The sequence below is a fragment of the Halobellus ordinarius genome (assembly GCF_031823395.1).
GTDB classification, from domain to species: Archaea; Halobacteriota; Halobacteria; order Halobacteriales; family Haloferacaceae; genus Haloquadratum; species Haloquadratum ordinarius.
In genome coordinates this window covers 79,604-96,544 of the sequence record NZ_JAVQKJ010000013.1, presented here as the reverse complement: position 1 = coordinate 96,544, position 16,941 = coordinate 79,604, and the positions used below count along the sequence as shown (strand labels likewise).

The window sequence follows — 16,941 nt, the reverse complement described above, 5'->3', positions numbered from 1 at the left end:
ATCGCTAGCCGTCTGAGCGATCCCATATCGCCAGACGGCGTCCAATTCCCGGTTAGCTTGACGGTATTTTCCTGTGAGAGCGTCTGAAACTACAGTCAGTTAGCGGCAAAACAAGGCAAGTCACATCCAACCGAGGGCGAATCTAAGATGGGGACTGACAAAGCTCGACGCGAGTCGCGTGCGTCCCTGTCTTTTCCATTTTTCGTCGGTTTGATCCTCTCGCTGTTCGGAACTCCGTTGCTTGGACGGCTTGGTCTTCTGCGATGGGCCGAAGTGTCGGCAGCCGGTTCGTTTCTATAGTAGCGTTTGCAAGTCTTCACTCATCCGATCGCACGCAGTCGTGCGATCAGATGAGCAATCAGTTGCGAACGCTACTATAGATCACCACCAACTCTTCAGGGCGATAGAATTATCAATTAACTTGACATCATTAACAGATAATGCTCGAACGTGGGAAAGCAATCGTCTGGAACGAACAGACCCGGCGACTGCGGCTCCCGTGGCGACTGGTACTGTGGCTTGCTTTGCTGGTCGTCCTCAGTATCCTGGTGACGACAGCCGTCGGCGTCCTCGCCAGCCGATCGATCGAATCCGTCCTCGCACTATTCACACCGGGACGACCAGGTGACCAAACTCTGATTGCGGCCCGGAATCTGGTCTTCGTGTCGGGACAGTTGGTCGTGATGGTCGGTAGCGTGTATCTGGCCGGCCGATTCCTCGACCGACGGTGGTTTCGGGATTTCGGGCTTCGATTCGACCGGGATTGGTGGGTCGACCTTGGGTTCGGCCTTGGACTGGGGGCTGTGCTGATGACAGGGGTGTTCGTCGTCGAACTGCTGGCGGGCTGGATCACTGTCAGAGAGCTGTTTTTCATCGCGCGTGCTGACTTTGCTTTCTGGCCGTGGTTCGCCTGGGGGTTCGTCACGTTCGCGGCCGTGGGCGTCTACGAGGAACTCCTGTTCAGGGGATATCTCATCGCGAACATCGCGGAGGGACTGACGTGGTTCGAGCGGGTTCGTGGGTCGGCTGCGGTCGGGCTTGCCACGCTGTTTACCTCCGTCGTCTTCGGGGTGGCACATGCCGGAAACCCGAACGCAACGCTCGCAAGTACGGTCGGTATTATGCTCGCGGCGCTCACGCTTGCGGCTGGCTACGTGTTGACCGGCGAACTCGCGATTCCCATTGGCCTCCATACGACGTGGAACTTTTTTCAGGGGACGGTCTACGGATTTCCGGTCAGTGGGACGAACAACGGCGTCTCTCTGGTGGCCATCGAGCAATCCGGTCGCAGACTACTCACCGGAGGGGAGTTTGGCCCGGAAGCGGGCCTCATCGGAATCGTTGCCACTGGAATCGGCCTCGGCCTCACCGTCCTGTGGGTCAACTGGCGAGAGGGTGCCGTTCAGTTCGACCCGTCGCTTACGAGCCCCGAACTCCGCCATCGATAGCGGTCGATCGATGAAGACGACGATGGCTGCCCGCGACGAGCGGTCCAAACCCACCGACTCCACGGTGTCGTTGACGGTGGTCGTTACTGATCGTCCGTCGCCGTCTTGCCGTCTGTGCGCGGAATCTCTGCCCCGGCGTCCGTGTCTGGAATGGCACCAAGCACGTGCTCCCGGAGGGGCGCTGTGGCGAGCGCACCGGTGACGTGCCCGCGATTCAGCACCGCGAGCGACATCCCGGCGTAGCTCGGTCGCTGGCGGTCGTACTCGATGATACGGTCGTACCTCGCGAGAAGCGGCGCACAGTTGGCCGACTCGACGGCCCTGAACTCCTCCTCGAAGTCGAGTACCTCACGGAGGTGATCCGGGCGTCTCTGGACTTCCCCGGCGGTCATCTTCCGATAGATGGACGAAACGAACATCTCGCCCAGTGCGGCCCCGGCGAAGATCGGAGCGTACTGATCGACGGTGCCGAAGCAGGCTCGGTGGAGGTTGACGGCCCAGCCACCGAGGCTGACACCCGATACGAGGACCGGGCGAGTGGTTCGATCGTTCGCCTGTGTTGCGAGCGCGTCGATGAGGGCGACCGAGGCGGCGAGCATCCCGACGAAGTTCTCGAGTTCGCCCATCGCCCGGGCGTAATCCATATTCGACCCGTCGTGGAACGGTGCGCTGACCGCCACGAGGTTGGCTGGAATCGCGTCGTCGGATGCGACGAACAACCGCCGAAACGAGTTCGAACTGAACCGCCCGAAGTCGAACGGTCGCTCGCCGCTCCCGTGGTGATAGATGAGCGTCGGATAGTCCGGGCCACGCCACTGCCAGGGCAGATACGCCGCCTCGAACGCCCCGATCGGTGTGTCGACGGGGACAGTCCGCTCACCAGCAGTACTGAGATCGTCGACCGTGGCCTCCGATTCACTCGCCACCTCGACGAGCGGTGGGGAGTCGAGGGATCGGGCGAAGAACCTCGAATCGCGCAGGAGGCCTGCACTCACCTGGATGGTCCCGATATCGATGAGTTCGTGGATGTTCGTCATCCGACCTGGAAGTCCGGGTCGGACGCCCTTAGTTCTCAACGTCAGCTCAGTCCCTCGCGGACCACCAGCGTCCCCCGGTGGGCTTGCTGTCGGGTCTGTACTGCTTCCGTGGGATATCCCCACTCGGCGACATACGAGTGGTCGTCGATTCTCGACTTTCGGATCACTCCCCCTCGCGGCCCCTTCCCTCCGGGCGAGTCGATCGGCTTCGCGAGCAGGTGGCTGCGCGAGCGTACCAGCAGCCGTGTCGTCGTCTCTTCGACCGGAGTGAGTACGGGTTTTTTGTGATCACATAGAGTCATATTCTGTATGCCTCTGCTGACGTGCAAGGGCCTCCGAAACGGAGCAATCGGAGGCCTGGCTGGGGCGGCGCTCGGGTTCGTTCCGCTCGTTCTCCTCGTCGCGCCACTCATCGGCGGTGGCGTCGCAGGATATCTGGAAGGCGACGACACCGAGCGAGGGCTGGTCGCGGGTGCCGTGGCCGGGGTGGTTATGGCAGCACTCAGCACTGTCGTCACAGGCGTGATTCTGTTCACCCGCTTCGGGGATCTGCCGTTCGCCCCCGGATCGCCGCTCGCGGGCTTCGGGATCGCTGCACTGCTGTCGTTTGCGGCCACTCTCGGGCAAGTCCTCGTTGCGAGCATCGGAGGCGCGCTCGGCAGTCTTCTCGCAGGCGCCCGACCGTCAAAAGAAGATCCGGGCGACCGTCACGAGCCCAGATGGGGCGTCGCTGTCGGAAGTCTTGTCGCCGGAGTCCTGACGTTCGCCGTCGTCACCGTTGTCGTCGCCGTCGTGCTCGAGGCGTTCATCTGGTTGTCGCTGCTCGTCGCCCTTCCGATCGGGTTCATCGCCGGTGCCGCCGTCGCCATCCTCGGGTATCGCTACGTCACGCGAGGCCCCGACAGCACCGTCAACTGGCGTCGTGTCGGCAGTGGGGTAGTCGCCGTCGTCATCGTGTTCGGGTTGCTGCTCGGCGGGGTGTACGCGCTCGGTCAGCAACGCGCCGAGCAGTCCGAACAACGTACCTACGAGTATCAGGTGACGATCTCTGCGAATCAGACCCTGTCGAACGCGACATTCTACGTGCCGGTACCGGAGACGAGCGAGGCAGCACTCGGCGAGCGGTTCGTCGAGGACGTCCAGTATCGCCGCGAAACCCCCGCGATCCGCGGGCACGACGGCGACCCCTCCCGTGTGAACTTCACGTACGAATTAGTCGACACGAAGCACGGACGGATGCTTGCCATCGGCGCCGACCGCATCGAGGTCAATCGCGTGTACTACCGCGAGGTGGAGAACGAGACGATGGGGTGGCGCGAAGCAATTCCCGAGTCGGAGTACGATCCGTCGAACCCATCGATGGGCGTGGTCGATGACGGCACCTTCACGTTCTCCGTGACTGCCCCGAGCGAGGAACCAATCGATACGGCAGCGCCGTTCGGAACGGAGCCACTGCTCACTCCGCAGTTCAACCGCACGCCGGTCGAGTGTATGTACGGTTCCCAGGAGCGCCACCGCTGCTTCGAGTACGACAGCCGTATGTACGCCACCTACGGAGCACCCGAGGACACGACGGTGTACGTCGCCGCGCACCTGGCCGGCCGCAACGAATGGATCGCCGGCGAATGGACCGGCAACGAGTACCGCGAACGGGCCCACACGGAACTGCTGGGGCCGGGCCGTGGCTGGTACTTCGTGCGGGGCGAACTGGAGGTCGGAAGCGGCCGCTATCGGGACTAATTCCTGGATCTGTTGTCTCTGATTTTCATCGGCTGACCTCTTCCAGCACCGTTTTTCCGAGGAGGAACTCGGCGAGCAGTTCGATAAAAAAGCCTGGAACGACGACGAGGACTGAACGGGTCACTCGAAGGCGGACCCCTGTCTGTCGGTGTCTCTGTCGAGAACCACACGCCCGCTGCTATTTATCGCAACGACGCGTTCTGTCTACATATGACAATGACGTGTTCTATCTACGTACGAACGCCAGACGGCGCTCGTCGTCGGTCTGCTCGCCGGAGCGGTGGTGGGGGCCGGCGCCGGTCCGATCTTGTGCCGACCCAGACGGTCTCCCCGCCGTCGTTCTCGACTGCGACCGGGACGGGCTGTGTGAGCGATCCCGCGACCGGCGACTGGGTCGGACAGGTCCCTCGCGGGGAGGCAAAGAGGATAGCCCTTCACCTCACGCACGACGTGAGCGATGTGAACACGCGAGCAAATCGAGACTCCATTCGCCTGGAACCGCGTGCTATAGTCGGAAGCGGACGTGACGAGTCTCAATATCGACAGTTTTGATGGGTTCGTTCCGGACGAGACGGGCGAAGGCTACCTCGCTTCAAGTGGTATCTGTGGCACCGACAGCACGGAAGGCGGTTCGACGAATGAACGTGAGTACGTTGCTAACTATTTTGTCTCTCTTGGACCAGTTTACCGGCACGAATCGGATTATAACCCAGCCACCCCGGAAGCACAAGACGAGGAGAAGCTGCTCGTTCAGTGTGGGGCCGATGGATGAGTTACTCGGCCTTGTTTAGATAATAAATCGTTCGGAGTCTGAGGGCTGTGAGTGTAACATAATTATCTGGGTAAATCTAACGTAGTGACAAATATAGGAAATGAAGCGAGACGGAGTAGGTGTGCAAACCAAGACCGCCCGCTTCCTGAAATAGCCGTATCGATCGCTCAAAAAAGCCGCCGTTGGTCGGGTTGAGGCATCCTACCGTCCGGGTAACGTTGGCAATGCCGACTGGGGAATTCTCGCCATTTAGGGGCTGAAAGAGTATTTCGGACATACTCACAGGGAACAGTTGGATATCCTGTGAGAAATGCCGAGAGTGATTAAATCACTATAATTTTCAGCTGAAACGCTGCCGAACTTCTCAACCGAGTGTGCGAGAAAATCAAGAGATTCCGGTGAAACGATGGCGAGCGGTCCTAGGTTCTTCGGTTGATTAATACGATATCGATGATGTCTAGCTAGTCTATATATCTGGCGTAGATCGCGTCCAGGCCAGCCAGCACTACGCCAAACGAATGGATTATACGTTCGAAGCGATGAACCACGCTGCTCATCGATTGCGAAACCAGTACGATCCTATCAATACACTATTCGATGAAAAAACCGCACGATACACAGGTCGGCTGACAGGTGCTGGTGCGGAATCTCGACGAATTGAGTACTCTTGCCGCCGATAAGGGCTACAACTGGAAAGCACTTCGATCGAACCTGCGAGCGGAAGGTGTCACACCCTATCACAACGAGAGTGATGGATCTGCGGGGTCACGTGAAGAGCCTCTTAATTGATAATCACACGGATTACCGTCGCTTGAACGTTGAATCAGTGTTTTTCGGATTACGAGCTCCGTACGGTGATACACTCTGTTCGAGAACGTGATTCGGTAAATTCCGTGACCTTGTTATAAAACCAGCGGTGCGAAACGTTGAACCCGCTATCGAGGACTCTCATAAATATACGCGCATAGATAAGGCATAATACTGTGCCGAAAGTTGGCACAAAGCGTTTGCCAACAAAACCAGTGCTCTAAACTAAACTCTCCTCATTATTCGATGGATTCAGAACTATTGATAATTTCCGCACCCGCAAGTTTACACGTTGCGTGGAAGAACGTCTCCGCACCGGCGACGCAGGCTGCCCACGGGGTGAATTCTTTTTCGGTGTGGGTTCGACCATCTCGGCTGGGGACAAAAATCATACCCGCGTCGGTGACATCGTTCAGATACTTCGCGTCGTGTCCGGCCCCGCTTGTCATCGTCTGGTAGCTGACGTTCGCCGTTGTCGCTGCGTCTTTACAGGCCTCGCGGACGAGCGGGGAGAAGGCAGTAGCTGGTATCTGCCAGATGAGCTCGACGTCGGCAGTGACGCCGTGGCGGGTTGCGGCCGACGACGCCTCTGATTGAACTCGTTCGATGCCTTCCGTTACCACGTCCTCATCAGCGCTCCGCACGTCGACGGTAAACTGGGCCTCCTTTGGGATGACGTTTACCGAGTTGGGTTCGACGGACAGTTCGCCGACAGTTGTGACCGCGTCCGGTCCGAGTGACTGTGGAGCCCCTTGGATTTGATCGATTGCGTCAACAGCGGCTGCGAGGGCATCGCGACGAGTGTGCATCGGGGTTGGTCCTGCGTGGTCTGCTTCACCCGTGAATGTCACCTCAAGCCAGGCCATACTGAAGACGCCATCGACGATACCCAGGCTCGTTCCCTCGGATTCGAGTTTCGGCCCTTGCTCGATGTGGAGTTCGAGTGCAGCGTGGATGTCGTGGCTCTCACACGGCTGGTCTCCTTCGTAACTGATCGCTTCAAGTGCCTCAGCGACTGTCACGCCGTCACGGTCCTCGGTTCGGAGTATCTCCTCACGTTTTAACTCGCCGGCAAATACGCCGCTGCCCATCATCGCTGGGGAGAAACGCGAACCTTCCTCATTCGTCCAGTTGACGATTTCGACCGGGCGCTCTGCCGTGACATCGTGATCTTCGAGCGTTCGAAGTGTTTCGAGGGCCGTGAGTACGCCAAGCTGGCCGTCGAAGCGTCCACCAGACGGTTGCGAATCGAGATGCGATCCGATGAGGACCGGCGGCTTCTCCGGATTTTCCCCGGGTCGCGAGGCGAACATATTCCCTACCTCGTCGATACGCACATCCAGATTCAGTGCGCGCAGATCCGCTGCGAACTTGTCGCGAGCGCGACGGTCCGCCTCGCTCAACGCGAGTCGATGGAGTCCTCCGTTCTCCGTTGCTCCGATCTCGCTGTACGCTTCGAACGTCTTCCGGAACCGTTCGTCGTCGATCAACGGCATACCTCCTCGCTCTCCACCAGGGAGTAAAAAACCAAAGCATCGGTCGGCTCTGGTGGGTATCCTGCGACAGCGTCATCAACTCTGGATCACGGAACCTTTCCTTCCATCGATCCTCGCTGCCACCGTCCGGTCTCAGTCCCACATTCCTTACAGTAAGCAACTGTCGTCGTTCGGGAGTCTGTGCGCTCTAAGCGATTGTCTGTTCGCTCTTCACAGGTTGGGCAGTGGCGCAATTTGATCTCCGTTCCGTACTCCAAGGGCGCCCCGAGTGCGATCGCGCGGACAATCTCCTCGCCCTCGTTCCACCCCCGCTGGAACTCTTCGCGGTCGAACCGAATAACCTCGCCCGTATCGACCTGTCTGGTTCCGTGTTCGGTTTCGAAGGTGGCCGTTCCGTCGTGGACGTAAAACACCTCTTCCTGTACCTCGTGGCTGTGATACGCGAAGGCGAAACTGTCGCCGGGTTCGAGTTCGAAGTAGTTGATCGCGAAGTCGGTAACCCCGAGAGGTTCAGTGAGACGCCGCATCACCGCTGCTGGTTGTGCATCGTTTTCGACCTCCTCGATCCGGACTTTCTTCATACCTCCAGTGAGGTCGCTTCTGACGGATAAATCATTCCCGATCGCGATCGTATCAGTACGCTCTGAGGGGAGCGACCGAGAGCAGTTCATCCCAACTCCGATCCTGCATCCAGCGTGGCAAGCACTCGTCGGGTTCGCACGGCGGGAGTGGACAGCGGCACCGACGCTCACCGATCTATGGTCGGGGTTTGTGTTTTGATCTTCTCTTCGAGGGCTTCGACCGCTGCTGCCAGGGTTTGCGGGATCTCGTCCCGAAACCTGTCTTCTGTCATCCGGTAGGCGGGTCCAAAAATGGATATTGCACAGACCGGCCGGCCGTCGGCTCCTTCGACGCTTTGTCCGACTGCACGTAATCCCTCTACGGCCTCTTCGTTAGAAAATGCGTACCCTCGGTCCCGAATCTGATCGAGTTCGTCGAACAGGGTCGCCTCGGACGTGATCGTGTGTTGGGTACGAGGGGGGAGCCCCCACTGATCGATAATCTCGCGAACGCGTTCGTCTGGCATATCTGCGAGCAGGGCCTTGCCTGCTCCCGTGCAGTGGAGATTATAGTACGTACCCAGATGGTAGGGCTCTTCGCCCCCTCCTCCGTTGCTGGCCGCGTACTGGTGGGCAATGTGATAGGATTCGTGTAACACCAGTCCACGGCCGTCGTTTTCGACGACGAGGTCGACTTCCTCACGAGTCTCCTCCGTGAGGGTCCGAGTCGTTTCGATGGCCAACTGATGCTCCTGTTTCCGACTGCGAGCATAGCCACCTAGATTGTAGAACTTCAGTCCGACGTGATATCGTTCTCCTTCTTTCTCGAGATACCCGTTCGCCCTCAGGGTTTGGAGATGTTTGTAGACGGTACTCTTCACCAGCCCGAGCCTGTCCACGAGCTCCGCCATCGTCGCGCCATCCAGGGCCTGAATCGCCTCGATGATTTCCAGCGATCGTTGTGTCGTTTCGAGGGTATGAGGGGAATTTTTGTCGTCCATTACACGTGATACTCTGACACAGAGAATAAATAAGTTTTTGCTTGCGAAACTGCCCGTCGCCCCGCCTCGGATGCTGCTTGAGATGTATTGACATCATCGTATTTATACAGAAATCCGATCGTATAGAAATGATATCGCTGAACTGAGCTTCGACAGTGACTGCCCACTGGATTACAATCCTATTTTTGTAATTCATCGTCCCCCGGACAATCAAAATAGAAGTTTCGCAAATACAAACTACTATGTGTATCAGGCCTCGTCTGCAACACTCTTGCTGTGCGCGCCGAGACGGAGGAGGAATCAAGCAACTCTTTCGTATGTGAACTGCCATCACTATCCACCGATGGATTTATTAATTTCGGCAAAGCCAACGAGAAGTGAGGATAGACAACAGACGTTACTATGCAAGAGACAGACATACCTTCCGAAAGCGAAGACGGGTTCGGAGAGTCGGTCGACGACATGTACAAATCGCTCCACCCGCAGGTTCTCACCGACTTCGAGGACGAGATGTCGGAGCTGTGGGGCGAGACGTGGAAGTCGAACACCACAGTCGGCAAACTCAGGACTGCATTGCTCCATAAACCTGGAGAGGAGATGCTCCGCGTGGGTGAAGAGACGCCGTGGCCGCCGCACGAGTCAGGCCTCGCTGCGTGGCGGATGCGGGAGGAACCGGACCTCGATGAGATGGTCGAGCACCACTACAACCTGAAGGACACGCTCGAGGCGGAGGGCGTCGACGTAATCACCCGGAAGCCGGATCCGAACGACCCCGCATATCAGGTCAAGTCGATCTACTGCGACGACGTCGCACAGCCGGCAGTCTACGGCCACGTGATTCTCCGGATGTACGATCACATTCGGCGGGGCGAGGAGGTCCCGACCTACAAGACACTGGCCGAACACGACATCCCCGTCGTGGGGATGGTCACGGGGAAGGGTATGGTCGAAGGCGGCACGTGTGGGTGGTTCGACGAGAAACACGCGTTCATCGAAGTCCACGTTCCGCGCGAGAACACGAACGACCCGGAGGTGATGCGAGCGAACGAGGACGGCCAACAGCAGTTGGCGGACATCATCAAGGCACAGGATCCCGAGGTCGATGTCCGAATGGGTGCCGGGTACGGCGATACGAGAGGGAACATCCCTTACGCGATGATCGACCGACACACGAGCATTGGAAAAGAAGAGTGGTACGATCCACACCTGGTCGAGTGGATGAAATCCGAGATGGACTGGAACTTCATCGAACCGCCGGAACACCTGATCCGGGACGATGTCCGCGCGTTCACCCGCGGACCCAACACCGGTGTGGTGCTCGAACCCGGGAAACTGTTGACCACCGATCAGTATCCCGAGGCGACCAGATGGTTCGAATCGATCGGGCTCGACGTCGTTGAAGTCAACGTCGAGAGTCTGGTTCGACCGCGGAACAGCGGGAGCATCCACTGCTTAGTCGGAAGCCTTCGGAGGGACCCAGAGCCGGAGAGCCCAGCCACGTACGGATGAGGCGTGGGAGCGTTGTCCCGGCTTGGAACCCAGTGTTAGCGGATACTCCGGTTTAGGCTGGTAGCAGTATAGGATTCGTTGTCCGCGAGCCTCTCTGTCGAACCCGGATTGATATGCGGTCGCTTTGCCGGCATCGGCAGCGAGCGTCCTTCTAGCAGCTTACGAAGTTGATTGTGAGAGACGCGTTGTTCACGACAATTAATGAGAAAATTCAATTGATCCGACGAATTCTGATATTCTGTTGGTTTCGACCTGCGAAAGGACCAGATTATAAATAAAACCAGCCAAATAGGCCAAATGAACGGAAATACAGATCAATACTGGACGGCTGCAATAAATTTAAATATATGGGCCGAAACTGGTAGCCCGATGAGTTCCCGACGACAGTTCATCAAGTCAGCAGGACTTGCATCGACCGTTGCAGCAGGCCTCAGTGGGTGTCTTGGAAGCGGTGACTCCGGCGACGGCGCCGACAGCGGCGACAGCGGCGACAGCGATGGTGGAGGGGAGGGTACCCAAACGGGGACCGTCGAACAAGGAGACGACCTCGCCGACGAACTCCGGGTATCGATTTACGGCGGTGCGATGGGCAACGCCATCGAAGGCACGATGCTTGAGGGGTTCCAGGAGGAGTACGGCGTCGAAATCGTTTCGGGTGACTTCCCGTCAAACTGGGGGCTGATCTCGAAGTTGCAGGCCGGTGAGGTCGACCTCGACGTCCTGATCCTCGACAATACGGTCGTCCCGACGGCACATCAGGCCGGAGTGATGCAGAAACTCCGCCCGGAGAACATCCCGAACCTCGAACGGTACACGGATCGGTTCGACCCACGCAACGCGCAGTGGGATCCGACCGAGGACGGCGCGAGCTACGCGCCGTTCCAGTATTTCGCCAACGGGATGACCTACAACACGGAGCAGTTCGACAACCCGACCCAGTGGGACGATATGCTCACCGAGACCGCAAAGGGCCACGCGATCAACGCCTCGTGGATCGAGCGGGTGACGGGCATCGCCGGCATCGACGTCGGCGTCGACGTGAGCGACCTCAGTACTGATACAGAGTCGAAACTCGATCAGATTTGGAACCGGGTCGAAGAACAGAACGACTACATCTTCGAGTGGGCAGACACTGGTGGGGCAATCCAAGACGCATTCGCGAGCGGCACGGCCTACATCGGAATGATGTGGTACGGCCGAGCGACCACGCTTCGCGATGAAGACGACGTTCCGCTCGATTACATCATTCCCGACGAGGGAACGACGATGGCGACGAGTGGGTGGGGTGTCTCACCGACGACCGATAGACGGTACACGGCGGAGAAATTCATCGACTACACCCTCTCGGAACAGGCGCAGTACGACTACAGCGAAGCCATCGGCTACGTGCCGGTGACCGAAATGAGCGAACTGCCGGAGATCGTCCAGGAGAACCCCGACTATCAAAAACGCGACAGTCTGGAGTTCTTCGACGGTCACGCGCTTATGAACCACTCATCGGACTGGGCCAAAGAGTTCCAGCAGGTAATTCGCCAATAGAGATTCTATCGGAGGGTCTATGCCTCAATCACTACAACAGGAGGATACGATGTCTACCGAGCGCGTAGGCGAGACCGTCGTGGCGCTTGATTCGATCGTCAAGGAGTTCGGAGACGTGACCGCCGTTGACGACGTGTCGGCTGCGGTGCGGGACGGCGAGTTCTTCTCGATTGTCGGGCCGAGCGGGTGCGGCAAGACCACGACGCTTCGGATGGTAGCGGGGTTCGAGCAGCCGACCAGCGGCCACATCTACCTCAAAGACGAGGACGTGAGCCGGGTTCCGGCGTACGAGCGAGACATCGGGATGGTCTTTCAGGGGTATGCGCTGTTCCCCCACAAGACCGTCGGCGAGAACGTGGCGTTCGGACTCAAGATGCAGAACGTTCCGAAAGAAAAGCGTGAGGAACGCGTTGCTGAGATCCTCTCGCTCGTAAACCTCCCCGGGACCGAGGACCGAAACCCCGGAGAGCTCTCAGGCGGTCAACAACAGCGGGTTGCCCTGGCCCGGGCCCTCGTCGTCGAACCGTCGGTGTTACTCTTAGACGAACCGTTGTCGAATCTCGACCGAAAACTCCGCGAGGAGATGCGCTTCGAGCTCAAGCGGATTCAGGACGAACTCGGCATCACGACGATATATGTCACGCACGACCAGAAAGAGGCGATGTCGATGAGCGACCGGATCCTGGTGTTGAACGGGGGGCAGACCGAGCAGATCGGAGAGCCATACGACATCTACCACAATCCCATCAACCAGTTCGTCGCGGACTTCATCGGCGATATCAACGCGATCCCGGGGACGGTCTCCTCGAAGACCGACGAGGAGTACGTCATCGATCTCGCGGATTCACACCCCCCGATTCGTCTGCCGCACTCGACCGCGCGGCGGGACCTGTCGGTGGAGACGGCAGTCAACGTGAACGTCCGCCCGGAGGATTCGACACTGGACGCCGACCCGGACGATGGGATCTCTCTCGACGGAGAGATCAAAGCGATCAACTTCCTCGGGAAGAGTGCGAACGTCCTCGTCGACGTGGAGGGCCGCGAGTTTCTCGTCGAAGCGAGCGGCCGAACGACCGGCGGGCGCTACCAGATCGGAGACTCCGTCGCCGTCAGTTGGGAGAAGCACGCAAGTATCCTCCTCGAAGCACAGGGCGAGTGATGTCCGTCAAAAACCAGTTCAAAAAGTGGAATCGGACGGCCAGCGTCTACTTCAAGCAGCGGGCCCAGCAACTCGGACTTCTCGAAGTCGTTCCCGGCCTGTCGATCATCGGCGTGTTGCTCGGTGGATCGCTCGCGCTCATCGTCCTGTACAGTTTCCTCCAGCCCGTCCCGATAACGAACGAGTCGACGCTGACGCTCCAACACTACCGGGAGTTCTTCTCCTCGGGGTTCTACCACACGGTCCTGTTTGATTCGCTCGTCATTGCGCTTATCACGACGGCCGCCGCGTTGGCGATCGCGTATCCAGCCGCGTACTACCTGACCATTATGGACAGCGAGTGGAAGTCGCTGTATCTCCTGCTCATGATCCTCCCGTTTTGGATCAACGTCGTCGTGCGGACGTACGCCTGGCGGCTCGTCCTCGGCTCGGAGGGGCTCATCAACTACGTGTTAGTGAGCGTCCTCGGGGTGATCGACTCTCCGATAGGGATGCTGTACTCGAAGTACGCTATCGTCGTCGGTCTCGTGCACGTCTTCCTGCCGTTTATGCTGATGCCGATTTACATCTCGCTCAACAACATCGACCGCTCGGGCGTGGAGGCGGCGAAGAACCTCGGGGCGAACAAGCTCTCGGCGTTCCTCGAAGTCACCTTCCCACAGAGTCTGCCGGGCGTCGCTGCGGGCGTGTTGCTCGTGTTCGTGATGTCCTTCGGGGCCTTCGTCACCCCTTCGCTTTTGGGCGGACAGCAGAACATTATGATCGGGAACGTCATCGGCCAGATGTTCGGTTCGCTCCAGTCGTGGGGCCTCGGTGGTGCGATTTCCGTCGTCTTCATCACGTTTGTCGTGACGGTCGTCTATCTGTTCAACCGTCAACTCGGCCTCGACGATCTGTACGGCGCAGGTGGTGATTCCTGATGAGCCGGCTTCGCTCGCTGCTCTCGGTGATCGATCTCCCGGATCGGACGAGCAAACGGATTTTGAAGGCGCACACGCTACTGCTGTTCGTCTTCCTGTACGTCCCGATCGGGGTCGTCATGCTGCTGTCGTTCACTCCTGACCAGGTCCCGACGTTCCCGATGCCGGGGTTCAGCTTCCAGTGGTACGCCGAACTCCTGCCGCCGGATTACAACGAAGACCTCATTTCTGCGCTCTTCACGAGCCTGCGATTGGCCCTCTTCTCGGCGACGGGTGCCGGAATCGTGGGCACGCTCGCCGCCTTCGGGATGGTCCGGCACGACTTCCAGATTCGCTGGTTGTCGACTGACAAACTCAATACGGTGTTTCTTCTCCCGTTAGTCGTCCCGTGGATCGTGACCGGGATCGCCATCTCGACGCTGTACAGTCTGCTCGACGTCTACGGGTCCTTCGGGTCCCTCGTGATCGGCCACGTGCTCATCACGATTCCGTTCGTCGTAACGATCGTATCGAGCCAGCTGTACGGGTTCGATCAGTCGCTCGAAGAGGCGGCGCAGAACCTCGGCGCATCGGAACTGCGGACCTTCTACGAGGTCACCCTCCCGCTCGTCGCCCCGGGAATCGTCGCCGGGATGCTCTTCGCGTTCACCATCTCGTTCGACAACTTCACGCAGACGTTCTTCTGGACGAGTTTCGGAACCGAGACGCTGCCGATCGTGATCTACTCGATGATCCGGACTGGCATCGACCCCTCGGTCAACGCAATCGGGACGATAATCGTGTTCTTCTCGCTCGCTGTTGCGCTGATCGGCGAGAAGCTCTCCCAACGCGTGCTGGGGTGACATCATCCCCTTCGATCTACTTCGTCTCGCCCGTTGTCGACGCGTTCGATCGCTCCCGTGAGCTAGCTATAGTAGCGTTTGCAACTTATTGCTCATCCGATCGCACGCAGCCGTGCGATCGTATGAGTGAAGACTTGCAAACGCTACTATAGCTTTGGGACGGGTATCAGACCGCTGGTTACAGACACTGTGCTTGCCGTTGCAACAGATGCGGACAGTATCCTCAACCTGTAGCCGTCAGTAAGAGTACCAAAGTTATTCGGGCGAAAAGGCCCTGAGAACCCCCGATGACTGGGACTGTCCGTCCGTGCGACTGGGTGAGGCTCAGTCTTGGTCTTGTTCGACCGGCTTGGTGCCAGTCCACGTTCGAGTCGGGGTAGCTAACGACCACTCCCGTCCACGTGGGGTTTCGACGTACTCAGGCCACGGAAGATCAACAGGCACAACGTGATCATCCGGAAGCAGCGGCGATACCCACTCACTTCCGCCGACGCCCCCACCGGTTCGTTCCTGGAACTCCTCCGTTGCTGCCCGGAGTGTCTCGGGTTTCGTACAGAGATCAACGATCGTCCCCGCGACTGTCTCGCTCGCCGTGAACATCCCTGGGTGGGTTATTTCCGGAATACCACCGATTGCGTTATATGCCCACTCGGGGTAGCTGTAGCTCTCTTCCGGCGGGTCGAGCCACGGACGACCGGTATACAGTCGAACTGTCGGGGCGTGCCACGTGTAATCGACGTAGTCGTCCGAGGTGAAGTTCTTCTGCCACTCGGGGAGCCCCCGTCGTAACTCTGATTCGTAGGCTTGCGGCTCTATGAGCTGCTCGGCCCCCTCGTTGAACGGATTCTCCATCGGTTCGAGATCAAGGTTCCGTTGTACCTTTCTCCCGAACTCCCGGGCCTCTTCACTCAATTCAGGTGCACCGGCCCATTCGAGATTCTCGTATGCAAGCGTGGACAGCGCGTGGTTGGTGAGTCCGACGCGGGTTTTGGTTACCCACGTTTCCGAGAGTGAGGTGTGTGAGACGGCTGCAGCGTGTTCGGCGTTCTGTCGGAGTACATCGTAGATTCGCTGTTGGATATCTAAGGTCGGGGCACGCCAGCAATACTGGATCTGTCCGATTCGCGGTGCGAGATTATCGGAGGTTTTCTGCCCGGCATTCATCACGTGTTCGTTGACGATCCAGGTCCCGGTATGCGGGAACATCGCCTCCTTGGTATATTTGGTATTCGTGTACATCAAGCAGATAGCGTCGAGTGCCCCAGGTGCCCGTGCACCGGCGTGCCACGGTCCCATATCCGGGAGCACGCTCGGATCCGACCACGTTTCCGGGCTGTCGCACTCGAAGGTGAATACGACGCTCCAGTATGAGCCACACTGTGTGTCCCACACCGTCGTGTTCGTCGGATAGGGGTGATACGAGATATGTGCATCGTGCTCGTCGAAGTACCCTTTCGCAGCGTGGACTGGTTTCGACCCACAGACTTTCTCCGCTGGCTCGCCGAAGTACCGGATCTTCCCCTCGATGTCGAACTCTTCCATAGCGTTCTTCGCAGCCAACACGCCACCGAGCGTCCCGACACCGAGGATCGAGTGGGGATCCGTATGCCCCGCCGCGTGGGGGTGTAACCCCTCCCGTGGCGCCTCGTAAGGAACTCGTTGTTGACTGTTTCCGGGCACGGCGTCGTACTCGGCGTACGTCGCGATCGTCGGCTCTCCCTCGCCCCATTCGGCGAGGAATGCCGTCGGCATCCCGGCGGTTCCGGCCTCGACTTCGAAACCTCTGTCCTCGAGGAGTTCGCGGTACGCCCGTGCGGACTTGTACTCCCGGTACGCCGGTTCTGCGTACTCCCAAATCTCCTGTTCGAAGTCGGACAACCACTCTTTGTTGCGGTCGAGCCAATCGCGGACGAAAGTCTTGACTACGTCTGCCTCTACCATACCCGCCACATCAGTACCGACCGATAAAGTTCCTTCGTCCGATGACGTAACTGTCCGCTGTCGAAGCGGTAGACGTTCGGAACCTTCTGGCGGCCGGTCCGAGAGGGAGAGGAGCGCGGCTGCGGTGACTGCAGAGTACCAGCGTATGGAACCGTGTTGCGTGGGGCTCC

The 16,941-nt window shown here is 58.8% G+C and carries 13 protein-coding genes; 7 read left to right on the top strand and 6 right to left on the bottom strand.

Features of this window, described 5'->3' with window-relative positions:
• Positions 1–440 precede the first annotated feature (440 nt).
• Entirely contained in the window at positions 441–1,448 is a 1,008-nt protein-coding gene (locus tag RJT48_RS17465) for a CPBP family intramembrane glutamic endopeptidase (RefSeq protein WP_311173622.1), read from the top strand.
• 83 nt (positions 1,449–1,531) lie between these two features.
• Here RJT48_RS17465 and RJT48_RS17460 read toward each other — a convergent pair whose 3' ends face one another.
• Positions 1,532–2,485 carry a hypothetical protein gene (locus RJT48_RS17460; RefSeq protein WP_311173621.1) on the bottom strand — a complete coding sequence of 318 codons (954 nt, stop codon included), beginning with the start codon at positions 2,483–2,485 and terminating at the stop codon, positions 1,532–1,534.
• 41 nt (positions 2,486–2,526) lie between these two features.
• Entirely contained in the window at positions 2,527–2,787 is a 261-nt protein-coding gene (locus tag RJT48_RS17455; protein WP_311173620.1) for a hypothetical protein, read from the bottom strand.
• A 7-nt stretch (positions 2,788–2,794) separates the two neighbouring features.
• Here RJT48_RS17455 and RJT48_RS17450 point away from each other — a divergent pair, with 7 nt between their 5' ends.
• The gene (locus tag RJT48_RS17450; protein ID WP_311173619.1) at positions 2,795–4,225 is read left to right on the top strand and encodes a DUF8147 domain-containing protein; all 1,431 of its coding nucleotides are present in this window, start codon (positions 2,795–2,797) and stop codon (positions 4,223–4,225) included.
• A 1,818-nt stretch (positions 4,226–6,043) separates the two neighbouring features.
• On the opposite strand, the gene RJT48_RS17445 is transcribed toward RJT48_RS17450, so the two are convergent.
• From RJT48_RS17445 to RJT48_RS17435, 3 genes are all read right to left on the bottom strand, one after another.
• Entirely contained in the window at positions 6,044–7,300 is a 1,257-nt protein-coding gene (locus RJT48_RS17445; RefSeq protein WP_311173618.1) for a Zn-dependent hydrolase, read from the bottom strand.
• A gap of 86 nt (positions 7,301–7,386) precedes the next feature.
• Positions 7,387–7,881: a cupin domain-containing protein gene (locus RJT48_RS17440; RefSeq protein WP_311173617.1), complete on the bottom strand. Its 495-nt coding sequence runs from the start codon at positions 7,879–7,881 to the stop codon at positions 7,387–7,389.
• Positions 7,882–8,048: 167 nt separating this feature from the next.
• Positions 8,049–8,861, bottom strand: a complete 813-nt coding sequence (locus RJT48_RS17435) for an IclR family transcriptional regulator (protein ID WP_311173616.1) — start codon at positions 8,859–8,861, stop codon at positions 8,049–8,051.
• Between the two features lie 402 nt (positions 8,862–9,263).
• Between RJT48_RS17435 and RJT48_RS17430 the strand changes: the two genes are divergently transcribed.
• The 5 genes from RJT48_RS17430 to RJT48_RS17410 all read left to right on the top strand — a co-directional run bounded on the left by RJT48_RS17430 (position 9,264) and on the right by RJT48_RS17410 (position 14,830).
• Entirely contained in the window at positions 9,264–10,370 is a 1,107-nt protein-coding gene (locus RJT48_RS17430; RefSeq protein ID WP_311173615.1) for a hypothetical protein, read from the top strand.
• A gap of 369 nt (positions 10,371–10,739) precedes the next feature.
• Entirely contained in the window at positions 10,740–11,909 is a 1,170-nt protein-coding gene (locus RJT48_RS17425; RefSeq protein WP_311173614.1) for an extracellular solute-binding protein, read from the top strand.
• Between the two features lie 19 nt (positions 11,910–11,928).
• Positions 11,929–13,068 carry an ABC transporter ATP-binding protein gene (locus RJT48_RS17420; protein ID WP_311173612.1) on the top strand — a complete coding sequence of 380 codons (1,140 nt, stop codon included), beginning with the start codon at positions 11,929–11,931 and terminating at the stop codon, positions 13,066–13,068.
• Complete coding sequence (locus RJT48_RS17415) at positions 13,068–13,988, top strand: ABC transporter permease (protein WP_311173611.1); 921 nt, start codon at positions 13,068–13,070, stop codon at positions 13,986–13,988. The genes RJT48_RS17420 and RJT48_RS17415 overlap by 1 nt, the downstream gene beginning before the upstream one ends.
• Complete coding sequence (locus tag RJT48_RS17410) at positions 13,988–14,830, top strand: ABC transporter permease (protein WP_311173610.1); 843 nt, start codon at positions 13,988–13,990, stop codon at positions 14,828–14,830. Before RJT48_RS17415 ends, RJT48_RS17410 begins: the two co-directional genes overlap by 1 nt.
• Positions 14,831–15,154: 324 nt before the next feature.
• Here the strand turns inward: RJT48_RS17410 and RJT48_RS17405 are convergent, their stop codons facing one another.
• Entirely contained in the window at positions 15,155–16,771 is a 1,617-nt protein-coding gene (locus tag RJT48_RS17405; RefSeq protein WP_311173609.1) for a zinc-binding metallopeptidase family protein, read from the bottom strand.
• Between the last annotated feature and the right edge of the window lie 170 nt (positions 16,772–16,941).